Source organism: Streptomyces sp. NBC_01003, from assembly GCF_045162695.1.
Classification (GTDB): Bacteria; Actinomycetota; Actinomycetes; order Streptomycetales; family Streptomycetaceae; genus Streptomyces.
Window position 1 is genome coordinate 9241637 of sequence record NZ_CP108707.1, and the last position, 24295, is coordinate 9265931.

Annotated in this window: 22 protein-coding genes and 1 pseudogene; 7 read left to right on the top strand and 16 right to left on the bottom strand. The window is 71.5% G+C overall.

The window, feature by feature from the left end; genetic code table 11:
• Positions 1-129: 129 nt before the first annotated feature.
• Positions 130-2520 carry an ATP-binding cassette domain-containing protein gene (locus tag OG698_RS42460; protein WP_406109501.1) on the bottom strand — a complete coding sequence of 797 codons (2391 nt, stop codon included), beginning with the start codon at positions 2518-2520 and terminating at the stop codon, positions 130-132.
• Positions 2521-2698: 178 nt separating this feature from the next.
• Positions 2699-3049: a VOC family protein gene (locus OG698_RS42465; protein WP_100594530.1), complete on the bottom strand. Its 351-nt coding sequence runs from the start codon at positions 3047-3049 to the stop codon at positions 2699-2701.
• A 343-nt stretch (positions 3050-3392) separates the two neighbouring features.
• On the opposite strand from OG698_RS42465, the gene OG698_RS42470 reads away from it, so the two are divergent.
• Positions 3393-5603 carry an ATP-binding protein gene (locus OG698_RS42470; RefSeq protein WP_406109502.1) on the top strand — a complete coding sequence of 737 codons (2211 nt, stop codon included), beginning with the start codon at positions 3393-3395 and terminating at the stop codon, positions 5601-5603.
• A gap of 18 nt (positions 5604-5621) precedes the next feature.
• Here the strand turns inward: OG698_RS42470 and OG698_RS42475 are convergent, their stop codons facing one another.
• The 3 genes from OG698_RS42475 to OG698_RS42485 all read right to left on the bottom strand — a co-directional run bounded on the left by OG698_RS42475 (position 5622) and on the right by OG698_RS42485 (position 7320).
• Positions 5622-6119 (bottom strand): nucleoside deaminase, encoded by a 498-nt coding sequence (locus tag OG698_RS42475; protein WP_406109503.1) that lies wholly within the window; start codon positions 6117-6119, stop codon positions 5622-5624.
• A gap of 54 nt (positions 6120-6173) precedes the next feature.
• Positions 6174-6644 carry a cyanase gene (gene cynS, locus OG698_RS42480; RefSeq protein WP_406109504.1) on the bottom strand — a complete coding sequence of 157 codons (471 nt, stop codon included), beginning with the start codon at positions 6642-6644 and terminating at the stop codon, positions 6174-6176.
• A 76-nt stretch (positions 6645-6720) separates the two neighbouring features.
• Positions 6721-7320: a carbonic anhydrase gene (locus OG698_RS42485; protein WP_406109505.1), complete on the bottom strand. Its 600-nt coding sequence runs from the start codon at positions 7318-7320 to the stop codon at positions 6721-6723.
• A gap of 135 nt (positions 7321-7455) precedes the next feature.
• Between OG698_RS42485 and cynR the strand changes: the two genes are divergently transcribed.
• The 3 genes from cynR (at position 7456) to OG698_RS42500 (ending at position 11363) form a co-directional block, all read left to right on the top strand.
• On the top strand, positions 7456-8364 hold the full coding sequence (gene cynR / locus OG698_RS42490; RefSeq protein WP_406109506.1) for a transcriptional regulator CynR: 909 nt from the start codon (positions 7456-7458) through the stop codon (positions 8362-8364).
• Positions 8365-8767: 403 nt separating this feature from the next.
• The gene (locus tag OG698_RS42495; RefSeq protein WP_406109507.1) at positions 8768-9682 is read left to right on the top strand and encodes a diiron oxygenase; all 915 of its coding nucleotides are present in this window, start codon (positions 8768-8770) and stop codon (positions 9680-9682) included.
• Between the two features lie 19 nt (positions 9683-9701).
• On the top strand, positions 9702-11363 hold the full coding sequence (locus tag OG698_RS42500; protein WP_406109508.1) for an FAD-dependent oxidoreductase: 1662 nt from the start codon (positions 9702-9704) through the stop codon (positions 11361-11363).
• 46 nt (positions 11364-11409) lie between these two features.
• Here the strand turns inward: OG698_RS42500 and OG698_RS42505 are convergent, their stop codons facing one another.
• Positions 11410-12663 carry a purine-cytosine permease family protein gene (locus tag OG698_RS42505; protein ID WP_406109509.1) on the bottom strand — a complete coding sequence of 418 codons (1254 nt, stop codon included), beginning with the start codon at positions 12661-12663 and terminating at the stop codon, positions 11410-11412.
• Positions 12663-12857 (bottom strand): hypothetical protein, encoded by a 195-nt coding sequence (locus tag OG698_RS42510; protein ID WP_406109510.1) that lies wholly within the window; start codon positions 12855-12857, stop codon positions 12663-12665. Before OG698_RS42510 ends, OG698_RS42505 begins: the two co-directional genes overlap by 1 nt.
• Before the next feature lie 70 nt (positions 12858-12927).
• Here OG698_RS42510 and OG698_RS42515 point away from each other — a divergent pair, with 70 nt between their 5' ends.
• Entirely contained in the window at positions 12928-13572 is a 645-nt protein-coding gene (locus OG698_RS42515) for a TetR family transcriptional regulator C-terminal domain-containing protein (RefSeq protein WP_406109511.1), read from the top strand.
• Positions 13573-13622: 50 nt separating this feature from the next.
• Here the strand turns inward: OG698_RS42515 and OG698_RS42520 are convergent, their stop codons facing one another.
• From OG698_RS42520 to OG698_RS42540, 5 genes are all read right to left on the bottom strand, one after another.
• Complete coding sequence (locus tag OG698_RS42520; protein ID WP_406109512.1) at positions 13623-13775, bottom strand: hypothetical protein; 153 nt, start codon at positions 13773-13775, stop codon at positions 13623-13625.
• A gap of 370 nt (positions 13776-14145) precedes the next feature.
• Entirely contained in the window at positions 14146-14469 is a 324-nt protein-coding gene (locus OG698_RS42525) for a plasmid stabilization protein (RefSeq protein ID WP_326777595.1), read from the bottom strand.
• Positions 14470-14504: 35 nt separating this feature from the next.
• Positions 14505-14900, bottom strand: a complete 396-nt coding sequence (locus OG698_RS42530; RefSeq protein ID WP_406109513.1) for a hypothetical protein — start codon at positions 14898-14900, stop codon at positions 14505-14507.
• 39 nt (positions 14901-14939) lie between these two features.
• On the bottom strand, positions 14940-16481 hold the full coding sequence (locus OG698_RS42535; protein WP_406111593.1) for an FAD-dependent oxidoreductase: 1542 nt from the start codon (positions 16479-16481) through the stop codon (positions 14940-14942).
• 359 nt (positions 16482-16840) lie between these two features.
• Positions 16841-17683 (bottom strand): SigB/SigF/SigG family RNA polymerase sigma factor, encoded by an 843-nt coding sequence (locus OG698_RS42540; RefSeq protein WP_406109514.1) that lies wholly within the window; start codon positions 17681-17683, stop codon positions 16841-16843.
• 281 nt (positions 17684-17964) lie between these two features.
• Between OG698_RS42540 and OG698_RS42545 the strand changes: the two genes are divergently transcribed.
• Complete coding sequence (locus tag OG698_RS42545; RefSeq protein WP_406109515.1) at positions 17965-18798, top strand: VOC family protein; 834 nt, start codon at positions 17965-17967, stop codon at positions 18796-18798.
• A 58-nt stretch (positions 18799-18856) separates the two neighbouring features.
• On the opposite strand, the gene OG698_RS42550 is transcribed toward OG698_RS42545, so the two are convergent.
• Entirely contained in the window at positions 18857-19345 is a 489-nt protein-coding gene (locus OG698_RS42550) for a MaoC family dehydratase (protein ID WP_406109516.1), read from the bottom strand.
• 27 nt (positions 19346-19372) lie between these two features.
• On the bottom strand, positions 19373-20710 hold the full coding sequence (locus tag OG698_RS42555) for an MFS transporter (RefSeq protein WP_406111595.1): 1338 nt from the start codon (positions 20708-20710) through the stop codon (positions 19373-19375).
• A gap of 445 nt (positions 20711-21155) precedes the next feature.
• Here OG698_RS42555 and OG698_RS42560 point away from each other — a divergent pair, with 445 nt between their 5' ends.
• Positions 21156-22361 (top strand): PP2C family protein-serine/threonine phosphatase, encoded by a 1206-nt coding sequence (locus OG698_RS42560; protein WP_406109517.1) that lies wholly within the window; start codon positions 21156-21158, stop codon positions 22359-22361.
• Between the two features lie 4 nt (positions 22362-22365).
• On the opposite strand, the pseudogene OG698_RS42565 reads toward OG698_RS42560, so the two are convergent.
• Together OG698_RS42565 and OG698_RS42570 are read right to left on the bottom strand one after the other, a co-directional pair.
• Positions 22366-22949 (bottom strand): annotated as a pseudogene (locus OG698_RS42565) (hypothetical protein).
• A gap of 34 nt (positions 22950-22983) precedes the next feature.
• A complete protein-coding gene (locus OG698_RS42570; RefSeq protein WP_406109518.1) occupies positions 22984-24261 on the bottom strand; it encodes an MFS transporter in 1278 nt (425 codons plus the stop codon).
• Positions 24262-24295: the final 34 nt, after the last annotated feature.

Here is a 24295-nt window from a genome sequence, read left to right on the forward strand (position 1 = left end):
GGCGGCGTCGAGCAGTTGATCCCGGATCGGCGAGGGGGCGTATCGGGAACGCGGTTCATGCAGACCTCTGGGTCGAATGAACACCACTTACTGGCGTCCGGCCCCGGAAACTGCCCCCCTCACCCCCGGTCAGCCGCCCACGTAGGCCGCGAGGTGCTCGCCGGTGAGGGTGGAGCGGTCCGCGACGAGTTCGGCGGGGGTGCCCTCGAAGACGATCCGTCCGCCGTCGTGACCGGCGCCGGGGCCGAGGTCGATGATCCAGTCGGCGTGGGCCATGACCGCCTGGTGGTGCTCGATCACGATGACGGACTTGCCGGAGTCGACGAGCCGGTCGAGCAGGCCGAGCAACTGCTCGACGTCGGCGAGGTGAAGGCCGGTCGTCGGCTCGTCGAGGACGTAGACCCCGCCCTTCTCGCCCATGTGCGTCGCCAGCTTGAGCCGCTGGCGCTCACCGCCGGACAGCGTGGTGAGCGGCTGCCCCAGGGTGAGGTAGCCGAGCCCGACGTCGGCCATCCGCTGCAGGATCTTCTGTGCGGCCGGTGTGCGCGCCTCACCCGCGCCGAAGAACTGCTCGGCCTCGGCCACCGGCATCGCAAGCACCTCGCTGATGTCGTGCCCGCCGAAGTGGTAGTCGAGGACCGAGGCCTGGAACCGCTTGCCCTCGCAGTCGTCGCACGTGGAGGCGACACCGGCCATCATCGCCAGGTCGGTGTAGATGACGCCCGCGCCGTTGCAGGTGGGGCAGGCGCCCTCGGAGTTCGCGCTGAACAGCGCCGGCTTCACACCGTTGGCCTTGGCGAACGCCTTGCGGATCGGGTCGAGCAGTCCGGTGTACGTCGCCGGGTTGCTGCGCCGCGAGCCGCGGATCGCGGCCTGGTCGACCGTGACCACCCCGTCCTGCCCGGCCACCGAGCCGTGGATCAGGGAGCTCTTGCCCGAACCCGCGACGCCGGTGACGACGGTCAGTACGCCGAGCGGGATGTCGACGTCGACGTCCTGGAGATTGTTGGTGCCCGCGCCGCGCACCCCCAACTTCCCCGTAGGCGTCCGTACGGTCGGCTTCAGGGAAGCGCGGTCGTCCAGGTGCTGCCCGGTGAGCGTGTCGCCGGCGCGCAGCCCCTCGACCGTGCCCTCGAACACCACCTCGCCGCCCTCGGTGCCCGCGCGCGGGCCGAGGTCGACGACGTGGTCGGCGATCGCGATCGCCTCCGGCTTGTGCTCGACGACCAGCACCGTGTTGCCCTTGTCCCGCAGCCGCAGCAGCAGGTCGTTCATCCGCTGGATGTCGTGCGGGTGCAGCCCGATCGTCGGCTCGTCGAAGACGTACGTGACATCGGTCAGGGACGACCCGAGGTGGCGGATCATCTTGACGCGCTGCGCCTCACCGCCGGAGAGCGTGCCCGCCGGGCGGTCGAGGCCGAGGTAGCCGAGCCCGATCTCCACGAACGAGTCGAGGGTGTCCCCGAGGGCCTTCAGCAGCGGCGCCACCGACGGCTCCTTCAGGCCCCGCACCCACTCGGCGAGGTCGCTGATCTGCATCGAGCAGGCGTCGGCGATGCTGATCTTCTTGATCTTCGACGACCGGGCCGCCTCGCTCAGCCGCGTGCCGCCGCAGTCCGGGCAGGACGTGAACGTCATTGCCCGCTCCACGAAGGCGCGGATGTGCGGCTGCAGCGAGTCGATGTCCTTCGACAGCATCGACTTCTGGATCTTCGGGATCAGACCCTCGTACGTCAGGTTGATGCCGTCGACCTTGATCTTGGTCGGCTCCCGGTGGAGCAGATCGTGCAGTTCCTTCTTGGTGAACTTGCGGATCGGCTTGTCCGGGTCGAAGAAGCCGCAGCCGCGGTAGATACGGCCGTACCAGCCCTCGACGCTGTAGCCGGGGACGGTGAGCGCGCCCTCGTTGAGCGACTTGCTGTCGTCGAACAGCGCGGTGAGGTCGAAGTCGGTGACCGAACCCCGGCCCTCGCAGCGCGGACACATGCCGCCGACGATGCTGAAGCTGCGCCGCTCCTTCACCTTCTCGCCGCCACGCTCGATGGTGACCGCACCCGCGCCGCTGATCGACGCGACATTGAAGGAGAACGCCTTCGCCGAGCCGATGTGCGGGTTCCCGAGCCGGCTGAAGAGAATGCGCAGCATCGCGTTGGCGTCGGTGGCCGTGCCGACCGTGGAGCGGGCGTCGCCGCCCATCCGCTCCTGGCCGACGATGATCGCGGTCGTCAGACCGTCGAGTACGTCGACCTCGGGCCTGGCCAGCGTCGGCATGAAGCCCTGCACGAACGTGCTGTACGTCTCGTTGATCATCCGCTGCGACTCGGCGGCGATCGTGCCGAAGACCAGCGAACTCTTGCCCGAGCCGGAGACACCGGTGAACACCGTCAGACGGCGCTTCGGGAGCTCGACGCTGACGTCCTTGAGGTTGTTCACGCGCGCACCGTGCACGCGGATCAGATCGTGGCTGTCGGCAGCGTGCAGCGCAGCTGACTGCGCCTGCGTCCCCTTGGCCATGCTCATCGTGTCTCCATCTGTTGCGCGGGACCGCCCTCGCGGACCCCGTCGGCGTCGCCGCTCGATCTAACCAGCTTCGAGCCGTCCGCCTGGTCCTCTTCTGCTTCTGAGCTTCTGAGCTTCTGAGCTCCTGGCTTCTGAGCTTCTGAGCTTCTGCCCGGGGCCCGGCAGGCCGGGCCGCCCGTCAACGGTCCTGGAGCAGCCCGAGGACGTTCCCGTCGGGGTCGGTGAACGTGGCCACGAGACGGCCGCCGCCGACGTCGTGTGCCGCCTCCTTCACCACGGCACCCGCGGCCGTGACCTCGGCCAGCTTGGCCGCGATGTCCGGTACGTGCCAGTACGTCACCGGCGAGGTCATGCCCCCGCCGCCCGGCACGAGCCCGATGTGCTGGCCCTCGACGTCGAAGCCGACGTAGTAGGGCGCGTCGGCCGTCGGCTCCGCGCCGAGCAGGGCCACGTACACGGCCTTGGCCTTCTCCAGGTCGGAGACAGGGTGCAGCACGGTCTTGATTCCCTGGGTGGAAGAGCTGGTCATGATCACTCCTGAAGGTGGTGGGTGCGGCGGCCGTCGTCTGGTTCCAGGACGGCGGGAGAGCTGCCGTGAGGGGCGCTGTCCACGGAGTTCAGGCTAGGCGCGGCTCATGAGCGGCGCTTCTCCAAAACTGCTCACTTTCGGTGCCCCTCCGCCCCTCCGTGGAGTCGGGCACGGGTTCGAGCGTTCCGCGCGACGAGTGGACCGTCGTCCGGTGACGACACCATGGGGCCGCTCAGGCGTTGGGGTTGCCGTGGCGCGGGTGCAGTGACGGTTCTGCACAGGGCGGGCGCGGGCTACGGACGGCGGTGACTGCCGACGGACGAGGGGCAGGAATGTGCGGAGCATGGCGGACGTGTGGACACGCAAGGGCGGCGACAGCGCGCCGTCGGCGGAGGGCCGCGGCCAGGTGCCCGGTTCTCTGGTGGGCCGGGAGCGGGAGTCGCAGGCCCTGCGCACGCTCCTGGAGAACCATCGGCTGGTGACGGTGGCCGGCGAGGTCGGCGTCGGCAAGAGCCGACTCGCGGCGGAGGCGGTCGCCGGCGTCGGCGCGCGGGGGTCGGCGGAGCGTGTCCTCGGCGTGGGCGAGCGCCGGGTTGGCGTGGAGGCGGTCGCCGATGTCGGTGCGCGGGGGTCGGTGGAGCGTGTCCTGGGCGTGGGCAAGGGCCGGCTCGCCTCGGACGCCGTCGCCGTCGTCGGCGTCGGCGTCGGCGCGCAGGGGGCCGGGCCGCGCGTCATGGTCGTCCGCTGGCCGGGGGGCGGGCAGGAGGCCGGGTCCGGTGGTGCGGGGTCCGGTGGTGCCGGGCCGGGGGCGCCCGCCTCGCTGACGGAGGCTGTCCTGGAGGCGGCGGGTGGGATCCACGGGCGGCGCGGCGCATCCGGTGCCGGTGCCGGTGCCGGAGCCGGTGCCGGAGCCCTCGCCGAGCGGCTGCGCGCCGCTGACGTGCTGCTCCTCCTCGACGACGTCGATCCGGTCCATGCCGAGTGCGTGGGCATGGTGCAGACGCTGCTGGAGTTCGTACCGTCGCTGCGCGTGCTCGTGACCGCGCGCCGGCCCCTCGGGCTGGGCGGCGAGGCCGTGCTGCGTCTCGCGCCGCTCAGCGCCGAGCCCGCGGACGACGACCGGGCCGCGCCTGCCGTGGAGCTGTTCCTGGAGCGGTTCCTGGCGCGGGCGGGCGCCGCCTTCGACTCCGGCGATGCGGAGCTGAACTCGGTGGCGGACATCTGCCGATACGTGGGCGGTCTGCCGCTCGCGGTCGAATTGGCTGCGGAGCAGGCCGCCAGGAGCAGCGTGGGGGAGGTCGCGGCCCGGCTGGAGGAACACCAGTGCTGGCTGAGCGCACCGGACATGGCCGCGCCCCGGCACCGGTCGCTGCGCGACGCCGTCGCCGCGGCCTACGTGCTGTGCGACCGCGACGAGCGGATCGTGTGGGCCCGCGTCAGCATTCTGGCCGGAGACTTCGACGAGTCGACGGCTGCGTTCGTCTGCGCCGGCGGCGGCCTGGCCCCGGCCCGGGTGCCCGCATGCCTGACCCGCCTCGCCGCGATCGGCGTCCTGACTCCGGTCCGCGACCCCGGCGGCATCCGCGAACCGCGCTACCGGATGGCCCCCGCCGCCCACGACTTCGGGGGGGAACGGCTGCGTGAGGCCAGGGAGTTCGAGGTCGCCGCCGAGCGCCGCGCGATCCACTTCCACCGGGTGGCCGCCCTCGCGGAGAACCTGTGGAACCTCGGCAGCCAGCCAGAGGCCGTACGGCTCGTCCTTGACGAGGCCGAAGGGCTCGGGGCGATGCTGGAGTACGCGCCCCGGCAGCCCGAACTCGCGGGGGCGGCCCTGGAGTCCGTACTGAACCTGTGGTTCTGGTGGGCGGTCTACGGCGCAGCCGACGAGGGGCGCCGCCATCTGCTGCGACTGCTCCCGATGTGCCGCTCGGACACCCTCCTGATCGCGCGCGGCCTGTGCCTCGCGGCCTGGCTCACGGCGTTCGGCGACCCTTGCGGAGCGAACGAGCTGCTCCAGCACGCGTGGCCCGCCGCCGTCCTGGCGGGGGACGACGCGACGATCGGCCGGATCGCGCACGTGCAGGGCACGCTGGCGCTCCACGGGGGCGACCTCGAACGGGCCGCCGAGCAGTTCCAGGAGGCGGCGGACACGATCCCGCCGCACGCCCCCGGCGGGCTGCCGCCCGCAGTGAGCCTGGCCGCTCTCGCCGTGACGCAGGCGGAGCGGTCGCCACGGGCGGCGCGCCGGAGCGCCCGCCGCGCCCTCAGCCAGCCCGGCGTGAGCGGCGATGCCTGGGCGTGCCTCGTCGCCCGCTACGCCCAGGCGTTCGTCGACCACAGCGACGGCCGCACCGGCAGGGCCCGGCAGCGCGCACACCGCGCGCTCGCCGCCCTGGACGGCCGGCTGCCGGCACCGCACGGCTGCGCCGCGCTGCGGGATCTGATCACCGACATCGACCGGGGGAGCCGCGGCGGCCTGCCGACAGTGCCTGTGCCACGGGGGTGTACGGCGGTGGCGCTTCCTGCGCAGGCCGGGAGCGGCATCCTGGGCTGAGTCGGCGGCGGGACCGCGTCAGGCCGTCGGCGCGCCGGGGACGCGGCGGCTGCCGCCGTTGCGCTCCTGCCACAGCCGGTACACGTCGACGGCGTTGTCACGCGGCTCGTGGCGCATGGGCAGGCGCCGCTCGGTGTAGTCCTTGGCGAACTCACCGTAGAAGGTGTCGAGTTCGAAGTACTTGCGGTCGTCGACGTAGTGCGGCTCGTAGGCGTCGCGGGTGGTGAGGAAGACGACCTCGTCGGGGGAGCAGTAGTACAGCGAACCCAGGCACATCGGGCAGGGGTGGGCGAGTACGTAGATGGTGGCGCCGACCAGGTGCTCGGTGCCGAGCCTGCGGCAGGCGTCGCGGATGGCGAGGATCTCCGCGTGCGCGGTGGGGTCGGAGGTCTGGGCCACCCTGTTGGGGCTCTCGGCGAGGATCTCGCCGTCCCTGACAATGACGGTGGCGAAGGGGCGTCCGCCCTCTTCGACGTTCTGGCGGGCGAGGTCGATGGTGCGCTGGGCGAAGTCCATGGGGGTCCTCCGGGGGATTGCGTGACCGGCTGCGGTATCGGTCCTGACGAAGACTCAGAAAGGCTTCGTGGGCAGGTACTTGCCGTCGAGGGTGATGACGGCGCGCTCGCCGCCCTCGGGGTCTGCGACCTTCTTCACGTCGAGCTTGAAGTTGATCGCGCTGATGATGCCGTCGCCGAACTGCTCGTGGACGAGCGCCTTGAGGGTGGTGCCGTAGACCTGGAGCATCTCGTAGAAGCGGTAGATGGTCGGGTCGGTCGGAATGCCGCCGGGGATCGAGCCGCGCGTCGGGATGGTCTGCAGCAGCAGGGCCGCGTCCTCGTCCAGACCGAGGAGTTCCGCGACGGCCTCGGCGGACGTCTGCGGCAGGGCGTGCTGGCCGAGCACGGCCGCGGTGACGAAGGCCGGCGACAGCCCGGCGGCGTCGGCGATCTGCTGCCAGGTCAGGTCCTTACGGGTCTTGGCGTCGACGGCGGAGACGGCGAGGGTCTCGCGGGCGGTGGGGTCGAACTGGGCGTGCGGCATGGGGGTTCCTCTTTCGGGGTGCGGGGTGCGGGGTGCGGGATTCGGGTTCTGTGTTCTTCGGTTCTGGTCGGTGCGGTCAGGCCGCGATCGCGGTGGCGTCGACCGGTTCGACGGCTCCGGTGGCGATGTCGAACACCCAGCCGTGCAGCGTGAGCGTTCCGTCGGCCAGAGCGCGGGCCACGGAGGGGTGGGTGGCCAGGTTCTGCAGTTGTGCGGACACGTTGGCCCGCACCAGGGCGGCGACCCTGGGGGGACCCGACGCGGCCGGGACGGCGGCGGCCCGGGCCCGCGCGGCGTCCGCGTGCCGCAGCCAACCGGAGACGACCGGCGCCGCGCTCAGGTCGTGCCCCTCGGCCAGGGCGGTCATGGCCCCACAGGCGGAGTGGCCGCACACGACGATGTCGCTCACGTGGAGCACGGCGACGGCGTACTCGATGCTCGCGGCGACGCCGTCGGGGTCCGACGCGTAGGCCGGGACCAGGTTGCCCGCGGTGCGGACGACGAACAGCTCACCGGGTTCGCTCTGCGTGATCAGTTCAGGGACCACGCGGGCGTCCGAGCAGCCGATGAAGAGCGTTGTCGGGTGATGGGCCGTGGCCAGGCGGGCGAAGAGCCCCGCCTTTGCGGGAAAGACGTCGCGGCGGAAGCGTGCGAGGCCGTCCGAGAGATCGTGCATGGGTCACTCCCTTCGATGACTGCCGGCCCGTCGGGCTGACGAAATCCACCATGCATGAACAGCTGCTATAGCGTCCAAGACGCACTGACCATGACTCCTATCGATGACATCTATTCCTCCGCTTATAGTCGGGGTATGGGTCCCGAACTTCGTCATCTCCGCTATCTGATCGCGGTGGCCGGCCACGGCAACTTCACCCGTGCCGCCGAGGAGCTGCGCATCTCCCAGCCGACCCTGTCCCAGCAGATCAAACAGATGGAGCGAGTGGTCGGCGCCCAGCTGCTGGACCGCAGCGGCCGTACGGTGCGTCCCACCGACGCCGGCGAGGCCTACGTGTTCTACGCGAAGCGTGTACTGCGGGACCTCGCGGCCGCCGACCGCGCCGTTGTCGACGTCGCGGACCTCTCGCGGGGCCACCTCCGTCTCGCCATGACGCCCACGTTCACCGTCTACCTCATCGGCCCGCTCGTGGACGCGCTCCGCAGCCGTCATCCCGGAATCACCGTCGACGTACGGGAAATGACGCAGGATCACATCGAGGCGAGCCTGCTCGCCGACGAACTCGACCTCGGGATCGCCTTCGAGGGGTCGCATCAGGCGGGTATCGCCGCCACAGCGCTGTTCACCGAACACCTGAGCCTCGTCGTGAGCGCCGACGACGATGAGGTCCGGAGCGGCCGGCCACTGCCCGTACGCGAACTTGCTGACCGCCAACTGGCTCTGCTCAGCGGTGATTTCGCGACCCGGGGTCACATCGACGACTATCTCGCGGCGTATCGCGTCGATCCGACGGTCGCCGTCGAGGCCAACAGCATCCTGGCGCTGACCGAGATCGTGCGCCGCTCACGCCTGCTCGCCACGGTGCTCCCCGACGCCATCGCCGAAGATCACCCGTACCTTCGGCCCGTCCCTCTCGACCCACCCCTGCCCACCCGCACAGCCGTGCTCCTGCGCAGGGAGAGCGCCTACGAGAGCGCGGCCGCGCGCGCGTTCGCCCGTCTCGCGCGTGACCTGGTCAAGGACCGTGGCTACCGGCAGGCCTGACCGCGCCGAGGCGTCGGCGGAGGCGTGTGCGGGCTGCCGCCCGCTCCTTACCGGGGGGTAGGCCAACGCGCCTCCCTTGTTATACGGTCCGTCTAACAAGCGGGCGGGTGGCCTCTGCAGAGCCCCCGTCCACCTGTGCTGACCTGGTGTCTTCGCGCAGCCCGCGGAGCCGGCAGGCGGCGCCCCGCCGACGGGCCACGACAGGGCGACGGGGTGGCGGTCCGTGGCCCCGTGCGTGTGCCCGAACGGTGGCCTCCGTGATCAGCCCCGCGTACCCCCGGGTGTACTCACGGACGGTGACGGACACGGCAGCGCACCGACAGGGAGCGCACCGGCAGGGAACGCACACCCACAGGCAACGCACCGACAGGCAACGCACACGTCTGATCCAAGGAGCCGCAGCATGGCAAGCAGCACTGTTCGGCCGGAATCGCATGAACTCCACGACGAGCGCGGCGTCTCGCAGCGACTGCTGGAATCGGCCGCCGTGCTGGCGTACGACCCGGCGACCGAAGTGGACTGGGAGACCCCGCTGGACAAGGCCTTCCACGGCGCGAGCCCGGAGTGGAGCACGCTCTACGGCACCGCATACTGGGCGGAGTTGACCGAGGAACAGCGCAAGGAACTGACCCGGCAGGAAGCCGCTTCGGTGGCCAGCACCGGCATCTGGTTCGAGATGATCCTTCAGCAGATGGTGCTGCGGGACATGTACGCCAAGGACCCGACGAAGGCCGACTTCCAGTGGGCCCTCACCGAGGTCGCCGAGGAGTGCCGCCACTCGATCATGTTCGCCCGCGGCGCGCAGAAGCTGGGGGCGCCTGCCTACCGGCCGCACCGGTTCGTCATCGAACTCGGCCGCGTGTTCAAGACGCTCGCCTTCGGGGAGGCGGCGTACGCCGCGATCCTGGTCGCCGAGGAAGTCCTCGACGTCATGCAGCGCGACTGGATGCGCGACGAGCGGGTCGTGCCGTTCGTCCGCACGATCAACAACATCCATGTCGTCGAGGAGTCGCGGCACATGAAGTTCGCCCGCGACCAGACGCGCAAGCGCCTCGCCGGTGCGGGCTGGCTGCGCCGCCACATCAACGCCTTCCTGGTCGCGACCGCGTCCTACTTCATCGTGACGAGCATGGTCCGCCGGCAGGTCTACGAGAGCGCAGGGCTCGACGTACAGCGGGCCGTGGCCGAGGCCGGGGCCAACGAGCACCACAAGTCCATGATGCGTGCGAGCTGCTCGGGCCTCATGGAGTTCCTGGCCTCCGCACGGCTGCTCACCAGGCCGGCGCTGGCGTTCTACAAGCGTGCCAACCTCATCTGAACCGACGTGAGCTGACGACATGACGTACGCCATCACCCAGACCTGCTGCAGCGACGCGACCTGTGTCGCCGTGTGCCCGGTCAACTGCATTCACCCCACCCCCGAGGAGCGGGCGTTCGGCAGCACGGAGATGCTGCACATCGACCCGGTGTCCTGCATCGACTGCGGCGCGTGCGCCGACGCCTGCCCGGTCGACGCGATCTTCCCGGTGGACCGTCTCGCCCCGGAGCAGAAGGAGTACGCCGCGATCAACGCCGCGTACTTCGAAGACAGGGACAGGCATACGGATTCGGGCACGGACGCGGTCGAGGACAGCCCCAACTTCCATGCCTGGGGCAGCCCCTCGTTCCCGCGCGTCCTGCCGTCCGGCCTCGCGCCGCTCAGGATCGCCGTCGTCGGCACCGGACCGGCCGGGATGTACGCGGTGCAGGACCTGCTGCTGCACACCAACGCCGAGGTGACCCTCATCGACCGGCTGCCGGTGGCCGGCGGCCTCGTGCGTTACGGCGTGGCGCCGGATCACCCGGCCACCAAGAAGGTCGGCGAGACCTTCGCCAGGTTCCACACCCATCACCGGGTACGGATGCACCTGGGCCTCGAAGTGGGTGACGACGTCACCGCGCAGGAGCTGGCCGAGCACCACGACGTGGTCGTCTACGCCGTCGGGGCCGCCGCCGACCGCCGTCTGTCCGTCCCCGGCGAGGACCTCACCGGCAGCATCTCGGCCCGTACCTTCGTCGCCTGGTACAACGCCCATCCGGACGTGGCGCACGAAGCGATCGACCTCTCCGCCGAACGCGTCGTGGTCGTCGGCAACGGCAACGTCGCCCTCGACGTCGCCCGCATCCTCCTCGCCGACCCGGACACCCTCGCCCGCACCGACATCGCCGACCACGCGCTGAAGGCGCTGCGCGCAAGCTCCGTACGCGAAGTGGTCCTCCTCGGGCGCCGTGGCCCCGAGGATGCCGCGTACACCACACCGGAGCTGCTGGCGCTCAAGCACGTGCCGGGCCTGCAACTGCTCGTCGACGACCACGATTCCCGTATCGCCGCGGCCATCGACGAAGCCGGTCCGAACGACAGGGCCGCCGTCCTGAAGGGCGTTCCCCGCGGTGGCTTCGACGGGGACGTGGCACCGCCGCCCGGGCGGCGCATCGTTCTGCGCTTCCACAGCTCGCCCGTCGAGCTGCTCGGATCGGAACAGATCGAAGCCGTGCGCACCGAAGGGGCGTCGGGGGAGCGGTCGATCGCGGCCGGGATGGTGCTGCGCGCGATCGGCTACCGCGGAGGCCCGCTCTCCGGCCTCCCCTTCGACGAGGCCACCGGCACCGTTCCGCACGAGGGCGGACGCGTCACCGGCATGCCCGGAACGTACGTCGTGGGCTGGATCAAGCGCGGCCCCAGCGGCGGAATCGGCGCCAACCGCACCTGCGCCGCCGAGACGGTCGCCACGCTGCTGGCCGACGCCGTCTCCGGCGCGCTGCCGACGCCACCGCACGCGCCCAAGGCATTCCACCGGCTGGCCAGGCGCCGCAACCGGCGCGTCCTCGACGCGAAGGGCCTCGCGGCGATCGAGCGGGCCGAGGCCGCGCGGGGCCGCGAGGCCGGCCGGCCACGGGTCAAACTGGCCACGGTCGACGAGCTGGTGGCGAGCGCGAGGCGCCGGCGCGTGCTCCGGTGAGGTGAAGCGGGGCCCGGCGCGGCAGTTGGCGGCGCCGGGCCGGGATCTATCCGGAGGTAGGTGTCGGGCCGCCCGCGGCGGGACGGCGCGAGCGCATCATGGCGACGTAGACGGCCGCGGAGACCAGGATCCCGACCGGCAGGGAGAGGTCCGTGCCGCCCGCCGCCCGGGCGATCGGCCCGGTGTACATCGGCGTGTTGACGCACTGGGACGCGACGGCGGTGGCGACCACCAGGGCGGTCACGCCGGCCCAGTTGACACCGCCCGAGTACCAGAACGCGCTGCCTCGGGCCTCGTCGGTCAGTTCCCTGCCGTCGTAGCGGTTGCGGCGCCACAGGATGTCGGTGGCGTAGATCGCGATGCTGGGGCCCATCAGCGCCACCATGAGTTCGAGCATGTTGTTCACGGTGTCGAGGAAGTTGGAGACGAGCAGCGCGTACAGCGTCAGCGCCACGCCGAGGGCCCCGTCGAGGGCGACGCTGCGAGACCTGCGGATCCGGACGCCTATCGACTGCAGGGCGAGGCCGGAACTGTAGGCGGTCATGGCGTTGTTGCAGATCGCGCCCAGGATGACGGCCAGCAGGAAGGCCGGCTTGAACCAGCTCGGCAGGATGCCCTCGAGAGCGGTCTGCGGGTCGGACATGTCGAGCGCGGTGCCTGCCAGGGCGCCGAGTGCGGTGAACAGGACGCTGGGCACGTAGGCGCCGAGGGTGGTCCAGCCGGCGATCGCTGTGGGCGAAGTGGTGCGGGGCAGGTAGCGGGCGAAGTCGGCGCTGTTGCTGTACGAGAGCGGCGCGGAGGCGACGAGCGTGATGCCGCCTATCACCACGGACCACAACTCCGTGCCGTGGAGCGGGTGTGGGGGCGCGTAGCCCCAGTCGACGTGGCCGAGCACGTAGCCGGCCAGGACGACGAAGACCGCGGTCAGGGCCAGGGTGAACGGCAGGTAGAGCTTCACGATGGTGGCGTGGCCGTAGACGCTGATGGCGAGCGTCGCCGCGGCCAGCACCACGATGACGACGACCTTGACGCCCGTCGTGAGTTCGAAGCCGGCCTTGTCGACGAGGCTGAAGGCGGAGAGCGAGGCCGCGGCCCAGCTGAGGGCCAGATAGCAGACGGACACGAACCAGCCGGTCAGGGCGATGTTCGCCCGGTTGCCCCGGACGCCGAACATCGCGCGCGTAATCACCTGGCTCGGGGTGCCGGCCGCGGGACCGCTCACGGCGACAAGGCCGACCAGCACCCAGCACAGGTTGCCCGCCGCGATCACGCCCAGCGCCTGCCAGAGGCCGAGGCCCATCAGGATGAGGCGCCGCCGACCACGAGGCTGAGATAGCTGACGTTGGGCGCCGCCCACACGGCGAACAGCTCGCGGGCGCGTCCGTGCCGCTCGGCGTCCGGGATGAAGTCGATGCCGTGCGCCTCCACACGCCCGGCCCGGTCGACGGGGGGTGTGGCGGCTTGCGTCGTGGGGTCTGGGATCGTGGGAGCCATGCAGTCCTCCGAACAGGCGAGCACGGGAGCCGACTTGTCTATTGGTCAGGAATCCAATAGTGAGCAGGGGGTGCCGTCAAGCACTCCGCCGAAACGCGTGCGGAAGAATCCCGAGGCGCGCCGCGCCGAGATCGTGGCCGCCGCGGCGGCGATCGCCCTCGCGGAGGGCCTCGAATGCATCACGATGCGCCGGGTCGCGGACGAGCTCGCGGTGCGCCCCGGCCTGATCAGCCACTACTTCCCGGTCGCGGAGGACCTCGTCGCCGAGGCCTTCGGCGTGGCGGCGACGGCCGAGCTGGACGAACTGATCCCCGCCGACCGGCCCGAGGGCGAGGCGCTGGAGGACCTGGCCCGCTTCTTCCTCCTGACCACGGGGGACCGCTTCGACGGCATGAGCCGGCTGTGGCTCAACGCCAGACACCTGAGCCGCTACCGGGACAGGCTGTGCGACCGCGTGGGCCACCAGGAGGCCCAGTGGCGCGAACGTCTGACCCGGCTCATCCGCGACGGCGTAGCGGCCGGGGTCTTTCATACCGAGGACCCCGAGGTGACCGCCATCCAGATCCTCGTGGTCCTGGACGGCCTCGGCGTCCACGCCAACACGGAACGCACCAACCGCCCTCCAGCGGTGACAGCCATGGCGATCACCACCGCGGAACGCGAACTCGCCGTCCCTGCCGGGACGCTCGCCGAACTGATGGCGGCCCCGCGCTAGTTGAAACCCGGGCACCCCCGACGCCCTGAGCGCCCAGCGCACCGGGCAGGTCAGCCCCGGCGTGACGCCACGCAGCGGGTGCGCCACTGAGGGCCGATGGCCAGGTCGAGGCCGGTCCGGGCCATCGCCAGTGCGCCGTCCGGTACCGCCTCGTCCCCGGCCGAGCCGGAGACCCCCTCGGCGAACTTCCGGGTGCGCGGCATGCCTTGGGCGCCCAGGACCCCGATCGCCGGGTGATGGCGGGCAAGGCGTGCGTGATGTTGCCCATGTCGGTGGAACCGCCCGTACCCACCGGCGGCGGGCCCGGCTCCGGGACCTCCCGGCCGGTCGCCCGCAGGTTGCGGACGTGGGCGTCCATCAGTGACGGGTCGTGGCACAGGTGCAAGTGGTCGGGCTGGATGCGGCGCACCTCGGAGACCGCATACGTCACGGTCTGGGCGACCCGCGGCGCGCCGGCGCTCCTCGGCGTGGCCATCGCCCGCCGCGTGGGCCGCCAGCGGAGCCGGGGCCGGGTGGCCGCTCGCCCCGAAGGCGGCCGTCACCACCGTGGAGTGAGCCCGGCCCGGGCGGAGCTCAGTCGCCGAGGGCCTTCTTGAGCTCCGCCTTGTCCATGGACGACCGCCCGTGGATGTTGCGCCGCTGCGCCTCCGCGTACAGCTGGTCGTACGTGGGGCCCCCGGCGCCGGAGTGCGAGCGCTGCCCGCCACGCTTGCCGGACGACATGTCCTGCGTCGAACTCCTGCTTGCCGTACGGGACTCACCGGCGCGGGCGCGTTCCTTGTTGACGGTGCGGGCGGCGATCTCCTCGGCCCGCTTCCTGCTCTCTCCCCGCTCCTCGGCGCTCTCCTTGATGTGCTCGTACTGGCGCTCGCGCTTGGCGTTCGACCCTCGGGGCATGGCGGCTTCCTCCTGAGTGACCGGGATGTGCGTGGTCACGGGTTGGTGAGGTGGAGCTGGACCTCGACCTCTTGGTCGCCGGCGACGGTGCCGACCTTCTCGACGGCGAAGGCCGCGTCCAGGGTCCGGCAGAGGCGTTCCACCGCCACTGGGCAGCCCTGGAGGTCGGCCGTGACCGTCCCGGCGAGGGCTACGCCGGACACCTGGGCGGGGGCGTGCTCCACGAGGAAGTTGCCCGTCCACGCGGCAGGGCGCGGCCCCTCGTTGCCGTGGGGGACGGCCTCGCCGCGGTCGGAGTCGAAGTGGTCGCCCAGGAGGTGGAAGACCGCGTCGGCGTCCGGTGCGGAGCAGTCGCCGAGCACGACCTCCACCAGGTCCCGGGACGAAGGGGCCTCCGCGGGGAAGGCTGTCGAAGCTGATGTGCCGTTCACGTCGTTCTCCGTGTCTCTCGGTGGAAACGGGTGGTCCTGTCACGGCCCACTCGGGCCTCCTTCCCCGTCATCCGGCGCAAGCGATGTAACCGGCAGCTCCACCGGTGCCAGTGGCCACATGGCCGGCCCCTGAAGTACCGATCCGTCCGTGGCGAAGCGGGAACCATGGCACGGGCACTCCCACGTCGTCTCCGCCGCGTTGAACGCCACGATGCAGCCCAGATGTGTACAGCGCGCCGAGACCGCGCGGACCGTGCCGTCCTCGGCGCGGTAGACGGCGCACCGGTGTCCGTCGACGCGCACCACCGCGCCCGATCCCGGCGGGATCTCGGTGACGGAGTCGACATGGGCGGTGTGCAGCCGGTCGCGGACGAAGTGCCGTGCGACATCGGCCTGTTGCCGCAGGAGAGCGGGCGCTTCCCGCACCGTGCTCCACAGGCGGCGGGGGTCGTACAGCTGGGCCCAGGGCGGCTCGTCGCCGGTGATCAGCCCGCTCAGCAGTTGCCCGGCGAGGACGCCGCTGCTCATGCCCCACCCGCCGAAGCCCGTCGCCACATACGCGTGCCGGGCCCCGGGATGCAGCGGGCCGATCATGGGAATCCCGTCGCCCGAGTCGTTGTCCTGGGCCGCCCAGTGGTATGCGGTGTCCTCCACGGCGAAGCGCTCGCGCATCCACGAGTCGAGCCGGGCGAAGGACGCCGCCGCGTCGCCCGTACCCGGTGTGAAGCTCTCCCCGGTCACGATGAGCAGCCGCCGCCCGTCGGCGCCGTACGGAGCGGTGCGCACCGAACGCCTGCCCTCGTCCTCGGTGATGAACATGCCGAGCGGGCCGGGGTCGGAGGCGAGCGGGGCGGCGACGACGAGTTCCCGGCGTGGCTGGAGGCGGGCGAACAGGAGCGCGCGGTCGAAGATCGGATAATGGGTGGTGACGACGACGGCGTGCGCGGTCACCGTGTGCCGCGTCTCGGTGGTCACCGTGCACGGGACGCCGCCGAGCATCTCGGTCACCCGGGACCGCTCGAAGATCACGCAGCCCTGGGCGACCAGATCCTCGGCCAGGGCCAGCAGGTACTTGCGGGGGTGGAACTGCGCCTGGTCGTCCACCCGGACCGCGCCCGCAACGGCGAAGGGCAGACGGGTGTCCTCGGTGTACCGCGCGGGGAGACCGGCCTCGCGGGCGGCCTCGGCCTCGGCGCGCAGCACCCCGGTGCCCTCCTGGCGGACCGAGTAGGTGAAGGCCGGGGCGCGCTCCAGATCGCAGTCGATGGGCACGCCGGCACAGATCTCGGCCACGCGCTCCACCGCGCCCTGCTGCGACATGGCGTACAGCCGGGCGGCCTCCTCGCCGTGCGTGCGGCGCAGGCGGTCGTACACGAGGGTGTGCAGCGCGGACACCTTGGCCGTGGTGTAGCCGGTGACTCCGGCGGCGATGCGGTCGGCCTCCAGGACGGCGACGGTCCGGCCCGCGCGCGTCAGTTCCCAGGCGGTGCTGAGCCCGGCGATTCCGCCGCCGACCACCGCGACATCGACCTCGACGTCCTCGTTGAGAGACGGGTAGGCGGTCGTGCCACTGGTGTGCATCCAGTACGACTCGCCCCGCCCCGGCAGTTCCAGTCTCGGCGCCACAGTCAGGCCTCCTTCCCGTCACCCGCGATCGGGGCCCCGCGCCGTGCCCCGTAAACCCCCGCACTCCCTCAAACATGGTGACCGCGATACCGGTGAGGCGCTCGTCGAGTCGGGGAGGGCGTCGGGAGGCGGGCGCGAGGACTCGCGGAGGGGAGACGCTGTGTCCTCGCGCCCTACGGCCGTCGCCCAAGTCATCCCGGCGGCGGCCGCTCCCCGCCGGCTGCCACCCTTGCTCCCGAAGGAGCCGGGGGCAGGGGGCGGAGCTCAGCCCCTGATCCCAGTGTCCTCCCGCCGGCCGGGCGAAGCGGCTGATGTCAGGCGGCCGTCACGCCGTCGGCCGCCCCGTACTCCCGGCCCGCCTCCGCGCGCACCCGAGCGCAGCTGAGGTGGATGAGGCGGGAGACGTGCATCTGCGAGATGCCGAACTTCTCGGCGATGCGGGCCTGCGTCATGCCCTCGAAGAAGCGCAGGTAGAGGATGGCGCGCTCGCGCTCGGGAAGGTGGCTCAGCCCCGTCTTGGCGGCTTCGCGGTCGGTGATGAGGTCGTACGCGGTGTCGGGTGCGCCGAGCGCGTCGGCGAGGCTCTGTCCGTCGTGGCCGGACGGGGAGAGCTCCGCGTCGAGGGACAGCGCGCTGTAGCTCTCGATCGCCTTGAGCCCGTCGAGGACCTCCGCCTCGGTCAGCCCCGCGTGCGCGGCGATCGCGCCGACGCCGGGTTCTGGGCTGCCGGGCCGGTCGACGAGGTCGCGGCGGGCCGCGCGGACCTTGTTGCGCAGGTCCTGCACGCGGCGGGGCACGTGCACGTCCCACATCCGGTCGCGGAAGTGCCGGCGCAGTTCGCCGGTGATGGTGGGCACGGCGTAGCACTGGAAGGGGCCGCGCTCGGGCCGGTAGTGGTTGATCGCCTTGACCAGTCCCATGGCCGCGACCTGCTCCAGGTCCTCCGTGCTCTCGCCCTTGTTGCGGTAGCGGCGGGCGATGCGGTGCGCCATGGGCAGCCACGCCTCGACGAGCTCCTCGCACAGCAGGTCCCGTTCCGGGCCCTCGGCGAGACCGGCCACGCGGGCGAAAACCGCCGTCGTGTCGGGGGAGTCGTCATGCGCGTGGCGGGAGGTGCGACGGCGGTGGGTGGGGCCCGCAGTGATGTCAGTGAGCATCGGGATTCGCTCCTCAACGGTGTGCCGGCGCGGGCCGCGGGAACGGTCCAAACGAGGCCCCGAAGCGCCTCCGGTCCGAAGCATCGACATGCGACTGCACTTCGATTCTCCGGCCGCACGTGCCCATATGCGACTCGGCGGGCGCCGCGTCACGGCGGGTCATGGCCGTTCGGCGGACGGTTTCCGTCGAGTTCTGGTGTGTCGGACCTGGTGTCAGGGGTACCCGGTCGCCGGCAGAGCCCTGACCGAGTCCCCCGGGCACCGAGAGGGGGCGCCCCTTCATGAACAGCAAGCTGATCTCCAGGACCGGACCGGACGACGCCACGTCGCACCACGCGATCCTCGGATCTCCCTGCTGGGTGAGCCTGGCGGCGCGCGACCTGCCGGCCGCGCAGTCGTTCTACGGTGCCGTCCTGGGCTGGACGTTCCGCGCGGGCTCGCTGGGTGAGAGGTTCGTGGTGGCGCTCTCGCAGGGGCGGGCCGTGGCGGGGATCGGAGCGGTCGCTCCGGCTCTGCAGGTTCCCGTCGCGTGGACGCCCTATTTCGCGGTGGCCGACGCGGACGAGACGGTCGGCCGCGTACAGGAGCGCGGCGGCACGGTGGGGGTCGGTCCGATCGGCTTCCCGACCGGTCGGGCGGCGCTGGTGTCCGACCGGGCCGGCGCGGTCTTCGGGATCTGGGCCGGCGCGCTCATCCGCAACTTCGGCGCGTGGCGCCGGGACGCGCCCCTGTGGCTGCGCCTGGTCACACGCGACGCGTTCGACGCCGCGATCTTCTACGGGGAAGTCCTCGGGTGGACGTGCCCGGGCTGCTGCGACGTGCGGTACGAGGACGAGGAGGTCGTCCTCGTCTGTGGGGGACAGCCGGTGGCCGCGCTCGTCGGCGGGACGCCGGGATCGGCCCCCGACCCGCAGCTGCGGCCGCACTGGCAGGTCCGCTTCACCGTCGGCGATGTCGCCACGTGTACACAGGCCGCTGTGGAGCACGGCGGAACGGTGACGGGCTGCGAGGCGGACACGACGGGCGACTGCGTGACCCTGCTCGACCCCGAGGGCGCCCAGCTCACGCTCTTCGCACCCCGACTGCGACCGGAGGAGCCCGACGACGGCCCGTGACCGACGGCTCGCTTCCGGAGCAGGGCCGTGGCGTCCGGCGTCGGACCCGGTCCCGCCGTCACTGCGTCCGGCGCCGCAGGAAGTTCATCGCGGACAGCGTGAGCACGGTTTCGCCGCGCTGGTTGAACACCTCGATGTCGGTGTGCACGACCCCGCGGTCGGGCTTGGACTGCGAGGGACGCGCGGACACCACCGTCGTACGGATCGACAGGCTGTCACCGGGGCGCACGGGGTGGGACCAGCGCAACTCGTCGACGCCCGGGGAGGCGAGGCTCGCCACCTTGCTCACGTAGTGGTCCGCGTACATGCGCATCATCAGCGAGGCGGTGTGCCAGCCGCTCGCGATCAGCCCCTTGAAGGGACCCTGCTCCGCGGCCTCGGGATCCGTGTGGATGTCCTGCGGATCGAACTCGCCGGCGAACCGGAGGATCTCCTCCTCGGTCACCGTGACGCTCCCGTACACGTAGCCGGCCCCGGGAACGTAGTCCTCGAAGTAGCGTTCTTCAATAGGGATGTTGAAGTCCGTGCCGATCGCTGTAGTAGTCATCGAAGGCACGGTAGCCGACCTCCTGGATCAGGCGGGGGAGCCCGGGACGGCGACGCGGCGCAGTCCCCGGTCGAACACCGTCAGGAGCAGGAAGAGGGCCCCGGCGCCGAGCATGAACCAGGCCAGATGGTGCATGCCACCGGTGTCGGCGTGCTGCCCGAACGCGGTCGCGCTCGCCGCGGAGGCGACCATCGAGCCGAGGTAGATGAACGTGCGGAGCAGCCCGGACGAGGTGCCCACGCGCGCCGGATCGGCCTGGTGGTACACCGAGTTCTGCAGGGCGAGGCTGTTGAGTCCCTGGGGTACGCCGAAGATCAGGGCGACGGCGAGCAGCATCCAGATGGGGCTCGTGCCGCCGAGCCTCAACAGCAGTGTGCAGGCGGCGAGTTGGAAGACCGCCCCGATGAGCAGCTTGCCGCGGATCGACTTGTGGCGGCCGGTGAGGGTGGAGACGGCGATTCCGGTGAGGAAGATCGGCAGCTGTACGAGGCCGGCCTGCGACGGCGAGAGCCCGCGGCCCTCCTCCGCCCACTGCGTGAAGCCGTAGAGGAAGGCGTACGAGACCACGTAGGCGACCAGAGCGCGGCCGTAGGTGGCGAGCAGCGGGGTGTTGCCGGCGAGCACTCTGAGGTCGATGAACGGTACGGGGGCGCGCAGTTCACGTACCGCGAACGCGGCGGCCGCGGCTGCGGCGATGGCGAGCAGGTACCAAGTGTCGGCGTGCAGGTTCATCAGGAACAGCAGCAGCGAGAACAGCAGCGCGGCGAACAGCGCCATGCCGGGGAGGTCGAGTTCGGACGCGATGCTCCTGCCGCCCGTGCGGTGCGGGCGGGCCTGCACGGGCAGCCGGCGCGCGCCGAGGATCAGGGCGGCCGCCGCGAGGGGGATGTTGAGGGCGGATGTGGCGCGCCAGCCACCCATGTCGATGAGGAGCCCGCCGAGGGAGGGGCCGATGACGGCGATCGTCTGGCTGGACACCGCGAGCGTGGTGAGGATGCCGCCGGGACTGTCCCGGCCGGTCCGCTCCGCCTCGCTGCGCAGCAGGGACATCGAGGCCGGATAGCCGGCGCAGGTCCCGAAGCCGAGGAGTACGCGTGCGGCGATCAGACAGCCCAGGTTGGGGGCCAGCGTGCCGGCGATGCCCGCGATGCCGACCAGGGACGTGCTGATCAGGAAGAGGCGTCGCGGACCGAAGAGGTCGATGAGCCGTCCGACGACGGGCTGCCCGAGCGCGGTGGCCAGATAGAGCGCCGAGACGAGCCACGCGGTCTGTGCGGGAGGCGCCCCGAACGCCACGCCGATGGGGACGAGGGCCACGGCGACGATCGTGGAGTTGATCGGGTTCAGGACCGAGCCGATGATCATCGGCGGGATCAGCCTGCGGTCGAAGTGACCCGCCGGGGCGCCGTGCGGCCCGGGTTCGGACTCTGCCGAGAGGCCCTCTGCCGCCGGTGCGGGTATGTCGGGGTTGCTCATGGGCGGGTCAGCCCCTGGCGGTTACGTGGCGGGGTCACGGCGTTCTCGCTCATGCCTCCACCGTAGATTTGACAGGTGTACCTGTCCAGTTTGACTGAGCAGTTTTGCTTCCCTTTTGTGTGATGGCCGGCGGTCCGAGCGGCGGCCCGCGTCCTGCGGGCGGGCGTGGGGACGCCTGAGTGGCGCACCCGCACCGATGGAGTGGCGTACCGGGTCTGCACGGTATTCACACAGGTCACAGGGGGTGTGGGGGGCGTTGGTGCGCCGTCCGTGCGACAGGGCGCGGGAGTCACGCGGGTATAAAATTCCCCATGTGAGACTCCGGCGATGGTCGATGGATCGCCTACTGGAGCGGCCATCGGGCCGCGGTCTGGTGGTTGTTCCGCTCGTTCTGATCGTGGTGATCACCGTGGTGGACATCCACTCCCCGACCGACGTCCACCTCGGCCCCCTGCTCGTCATCGCACCGGCCCTGACCGCCTCCGTCGCAGGCCCCCGGTTGACCGCCCTGGTCGGGCTCCTGGCCGTGGGCGCTCAGATCCTGATAGGGGCACTGCACGGCGGTCTGACCACGGCCAACCACATCTCGCAGATCATCGCCATCACCTTGCTCTCCGCGCTGATCGTGGTCTTCTGCCGTGCGGGGGAACGGCGCCGCGAGGAACTGAGCCGGGTGCGGTCGGTGTCCGAGGCGGCGCAGCGGGTGCTGCTGAGACCGCCGCCCCACAGGGTCGGTCCGCTGCGCCTGGCCTGGCTGTACCTGGCCGCGGGGGACGAGGCCAAGATCGGGGGCGACCTGTTCGCGGTCGCCCGCGCCGCCCACCCCAGCACCCGCGCACTCATCGGTGATGTACGCGGCAAGGGCCTCGCCTCCATCGGTGAGGCATCGGTCGTGCTCGGGGCGTTCCGCGAGGGCGCGCACCGCCACGCTCTGCTGCCCGACTTGGTGGCGGCCATGGACGACAGCGTCGCCCGGAACCTGGAGGAGGTCGCCGATACCGAGCACGACGCCGGCGAGCACTTCGTCACGGCCCTCGTGCTCGACATCCCGGACGAGGGCCCGCACGCAGAGATGGTGACCTGCGGCCATCCGCCGCCACTGCTGGTGCGCGAACGCCAGGTCACCGAGCTTGCGCCACGTCAGCCCGCACCGCCCCTGGGCATGGGTGAACTGCCCGTCCCCCCGCTCCGCAGTGACCGCTTCGCCTTCACGGCCGGTGACTTCCTGGTCCTGTACACCGACGGAGTCATCGAGGCCCGCTCGCCCACCGGCGACTTCTACCCGCTCGCCGAGCGGGTCGCCTCATTCCCGTCCTTTCCCGGCGGCGGCCCGGACTCCCTGCTGAACCACATTCACCGCGACCTGCTCGCCCACACCGGCGGCCGGCTCAACGACGACATCGCGCTCCTCGTCATCGAACGCGTACCCACGCGGCACCTGCTCCGCCCGCTTCTCGACGGCCGGCCCATGGCGGACCAGGCCGCCGACGCGCACCCCGACGGAGCGCCGCCGTCGAGGGCTCGCGGGCGCGGGATCTGAACGGTCACTGTCCACGGCCAACATGCATCGGGCTTCTGCCCTGGACCCGGACCTGGACGACCTGCCACAGCACCGCCGTCGGCGCGAAGCCCGCCACGCCCATCGCGGTGGTCAGGACCGTCCGGGTGCGCAGGCCCGTGGCCACGTCCAGGCCGACGAACTTGGTGAACATCCCGTGGTCCGCGTCGTTGATGTGGGACAGCGACAGACCGCCGGCGCCGATGGCCAGGCAGATCAGGGCCGGCTGCTGCGGGGACGGGTCGGCGCGCTGGAGCAGCGGTGTGACCAGGCCCGCGGTCGTGACCAGGGCGACCGTGGTCGAACCCTGCACCGCGCGCAGCAGCATCGCGATGACGAAGGCCGGCAGCAGGAGCGGGAGGCCGGTGCGGTCGAGCAGGTCAGCGACCGCGTTGCCGAGGCCCGTCTTGGGACCCTTCCGAAGACTCCGCCGCCCCCTGTGACCAGGATGACCACGGCGACGCCGGGCAGCGCCGAAGACATGACCTGCCCGATGTGCCGGCGGGACCAGCCGCGGCGGGCGCCGAGGAAGTACGCGGACAGCGCGGCGGCGATCGGCAGGGCGACCATCGGCGCGCCCAGGACGGCGCGCAGTGTGTTGCCCTCAGGGAACGTCTTGGTGCCGATGGTGCGGGGCGGGTGTGGCGAGTGCGCCAGGCGCGGTGGGTGCGGACGTGTCGGGCTGGGCGTGGGGCAGTCGGCGTACGGCTCTGGAGGCCAGGGGGATCAGGCTGGCCGCGGCGGAGACGGCCCCGGCTGCAGCGGTCACCCGGAACGCGCCGAATGTCTCCGCCAGTGGGACCACGCACAGCTGCCCGACCGGAATCGCGACATAGGACAGCAGCTCGTCGTAGGACGCGACGCGCGACAGCACGTGCGCGGGCACGTGCTCCTGGAGCGAGGTGTCCCACGCGACCGCGGTGACGGAGGAGCCGAGCCCTGCGACGAACGCCGCCACGATCAGCCATGGAGCGTGCCCCTGTGCCCCCAGTGCGAGCAGCGGCAGCGCGCCCAGCGCCCCCGCCAGCTGCCCGAACCGCAGCAGATGCCGCACCATCATCCGGTACATCAGCAGGCTCGACGCCAGCATGCCGACCCCGCGCACACTGAGCACGAAACCCCAGGTCGTCTCGCCGCTGAGCTGCCGGGTGAGCTGGGGGCCGAGGATCTGCCACGTACCGGTCTGGACGAGGTTCAGCAGGCAGAAGGACAGGGTGCCGACCCACACCCACCGGATCGCACGGAACGCGCTCCAGCCGTCGCGGATGTCGCCCAGCACCGTGTCTCGCTGTGACACCTCAGGGGTGCCGGTGAGGGAGAGCCGTGCGAGGAACCCGGCCGCGACGAGGTAGGTGAGCGCGTCGAAGGCGATGGCGGGCCCGCTCCCGACCGTCACCACCAGCACACCCGACAGACTCGGACCGAGGATCTTCGTGGCGTTGCCGGCCGAAGCGAGGAGTGAATTCGCCTGCCGCAGAAGGGACTTGGCGACGAGCTGAGGGACGACGCCGCGCAGCGCCGGTGTCGTGAAGGCGCCGAGCACGCCGCCTGCGAACTCGAGGGCGGCCACCAGCGGCAGCGAGTAGTGCCCGGTCAGCAGGAGTGCGGCGACGGCGCCCTGCGTGAATGCCGCCCCCAGATGGGTGGCCGCCAGGACGGTCCGGCGCGGGAACCGGTCGGCGACCGCGCCGCCCACGAGCAGGAACGCGAGCAGCGGCAGCATGTGGGCGGCCAGTACGACGCCGAGGTCGTGGCCGCTGCCCGAGGCGTCGAGGACGGCGAAGGCAAGGGCGACCGGAGCCATCGAGCTTCCGAGGAGGGACACCAGGCGTCCGGCGAAGAACGAGCGGAACGCGGCCTGTTGGAGGAGGTAGGAACGCACCGGCCCGAGTGTGGGGAGCCGCGGGCACGCAAGC

Excerpts from the sequence above, each read along its gene's own strand:
- OG698_RS42460 (WP_406109501.1), bottom strand. The coding sequence starts at position 2,520 with ATGAGCATGGCCAAGGGGACGCAGGCGCAGTCAGCTGCGCTGCACGCT.
- OG698_RS42495 (WP_406109507.1), top strand. The coding sequence starts at position 8,768 with ATGGCAAGCAGCACTGTTCGGCCGGAATCGCATGAACTCCACGACGAG.
- OG698_RS42520 (WP_406109512.1), bottom strand. The coding sequence starts at position 13,775 with ATGCCGCGCACCCGGAAGTTCGCCGAGGGGGTCTCCGGCTCGGCCGGG.
- OG698_RS42505 (WP_406109509.1), bottom strand. The coding sequence starts at position 12,663 with ATGGGCCTCGGCCTCTGGCAGGCGCTGGGCGTGATCGCGGCGGGCAAC.
- OG698_RS42545 (WP_406109515.1), top strand. The coding sequence starts at position 17,965 with ATGAACAGCAAGCTGATCTCCAGGACCGGACCGGACGACGCCACGTCG.
- OG698_RS42465 (WP_100594530.1), bottom strand. The coding sequence starts at position 3,049 with ATGACCAGCTCTTCCACCCAGGGAATCAAGACCGTGCTGCACCCTGTC.
- OG698_RS42525 (WP_326777595.1), bottom strand. The coding sequence starts at position 14,469 with ATGCCCCGAGGGTCGAACGCCAAGCGCGAGCGCCAGTACGAGCACATC.
- OG698_RS42535 (WP_406111593.1), bottom strand. The coding sequence starts at position 16,481 with ATGCACACCAGTGGCACGACCGCCTACCCGTCTCTCAACGAGGACGTC.
- OG698_RS42510 (WP_406109510.1), bottom strand. The coding sequence starts at position 12,857 with ATGGCTCCCACGATCCCAGACCCCACGACGCAAGCCGCCACACCCCCC.
- OG698_RS42485 (WP_406109505.1), bottom strand. The coding sequence starts at position 7,320 with ATGCACGATCTCTCGGACGGCCTCGCACGCTTCCGCCGCGACGTCTTT.
- cynS (WP_406109504.1), bottom strand. The coding sequence starts at position 6,644 with ATGCCGCACGCCCAGTTCGACCCCACCGCCCGCGAGACCCTCGCCGTC.
- OG698_RS42540 (WP_406109514.1), bottom strand. The coding sequence starts at position 17,683 with ATGCTCACTGACATCACTGCGGGCCCCACCCACCGCCGTCGCACCTCC.
- OG698_RS42470 (WP_406109502.1), top strand. The coding sequence starts at position 3,393 with ATGGCGGACGTGTGGACACGCAAGGGCGGCGACAGCGCGCCGTCGGCG.
- OG698_RS42560 (WP_406109517.1), top strand. The coding sequence starts at position 21,156 with ATGGATCGCCTACTGGAGCGGCCATCGGGCCGCGGTCTGGTGGTTGTT.
- OG698_RS42475 (WP_406109503.1), bottom strand. The coding sequence starts at position 6,119 with ATGGACTTCGCCCAGCGCACCATCGACCTCGCCCGCCAGAACGTCGAA.
- OG698_RS42555 (WP_406111595.1), bottom strand. The coding sequence starts at position 20,710 with ATGATCATCGGCTCGGTCCTGAACCCGATCAACTCCACGATCGTCGCC.
- OG698_RS42500 (WP_406109508.1), top strand. The coding sequence starts at position 9,702 with ATGACGTACGCCATCACCCAGACCTGCTGCAGCGACGCGACCTGTGTC.
- cynR (WP_406109506.1), top strand. The coding sequence starts at position 7,456 with ATGGGTCCCGAACTTCGTCATCTCCGCTATCTGATCGCGGTGGCCGGC.
- OG698_RS42550 (WP_406109516.1), bottom strand. The coding sequence starts at position 19,345 with ATGACTACTACAGCGATCGGCACGGACTTCAACATCCCTATTGAAGAA.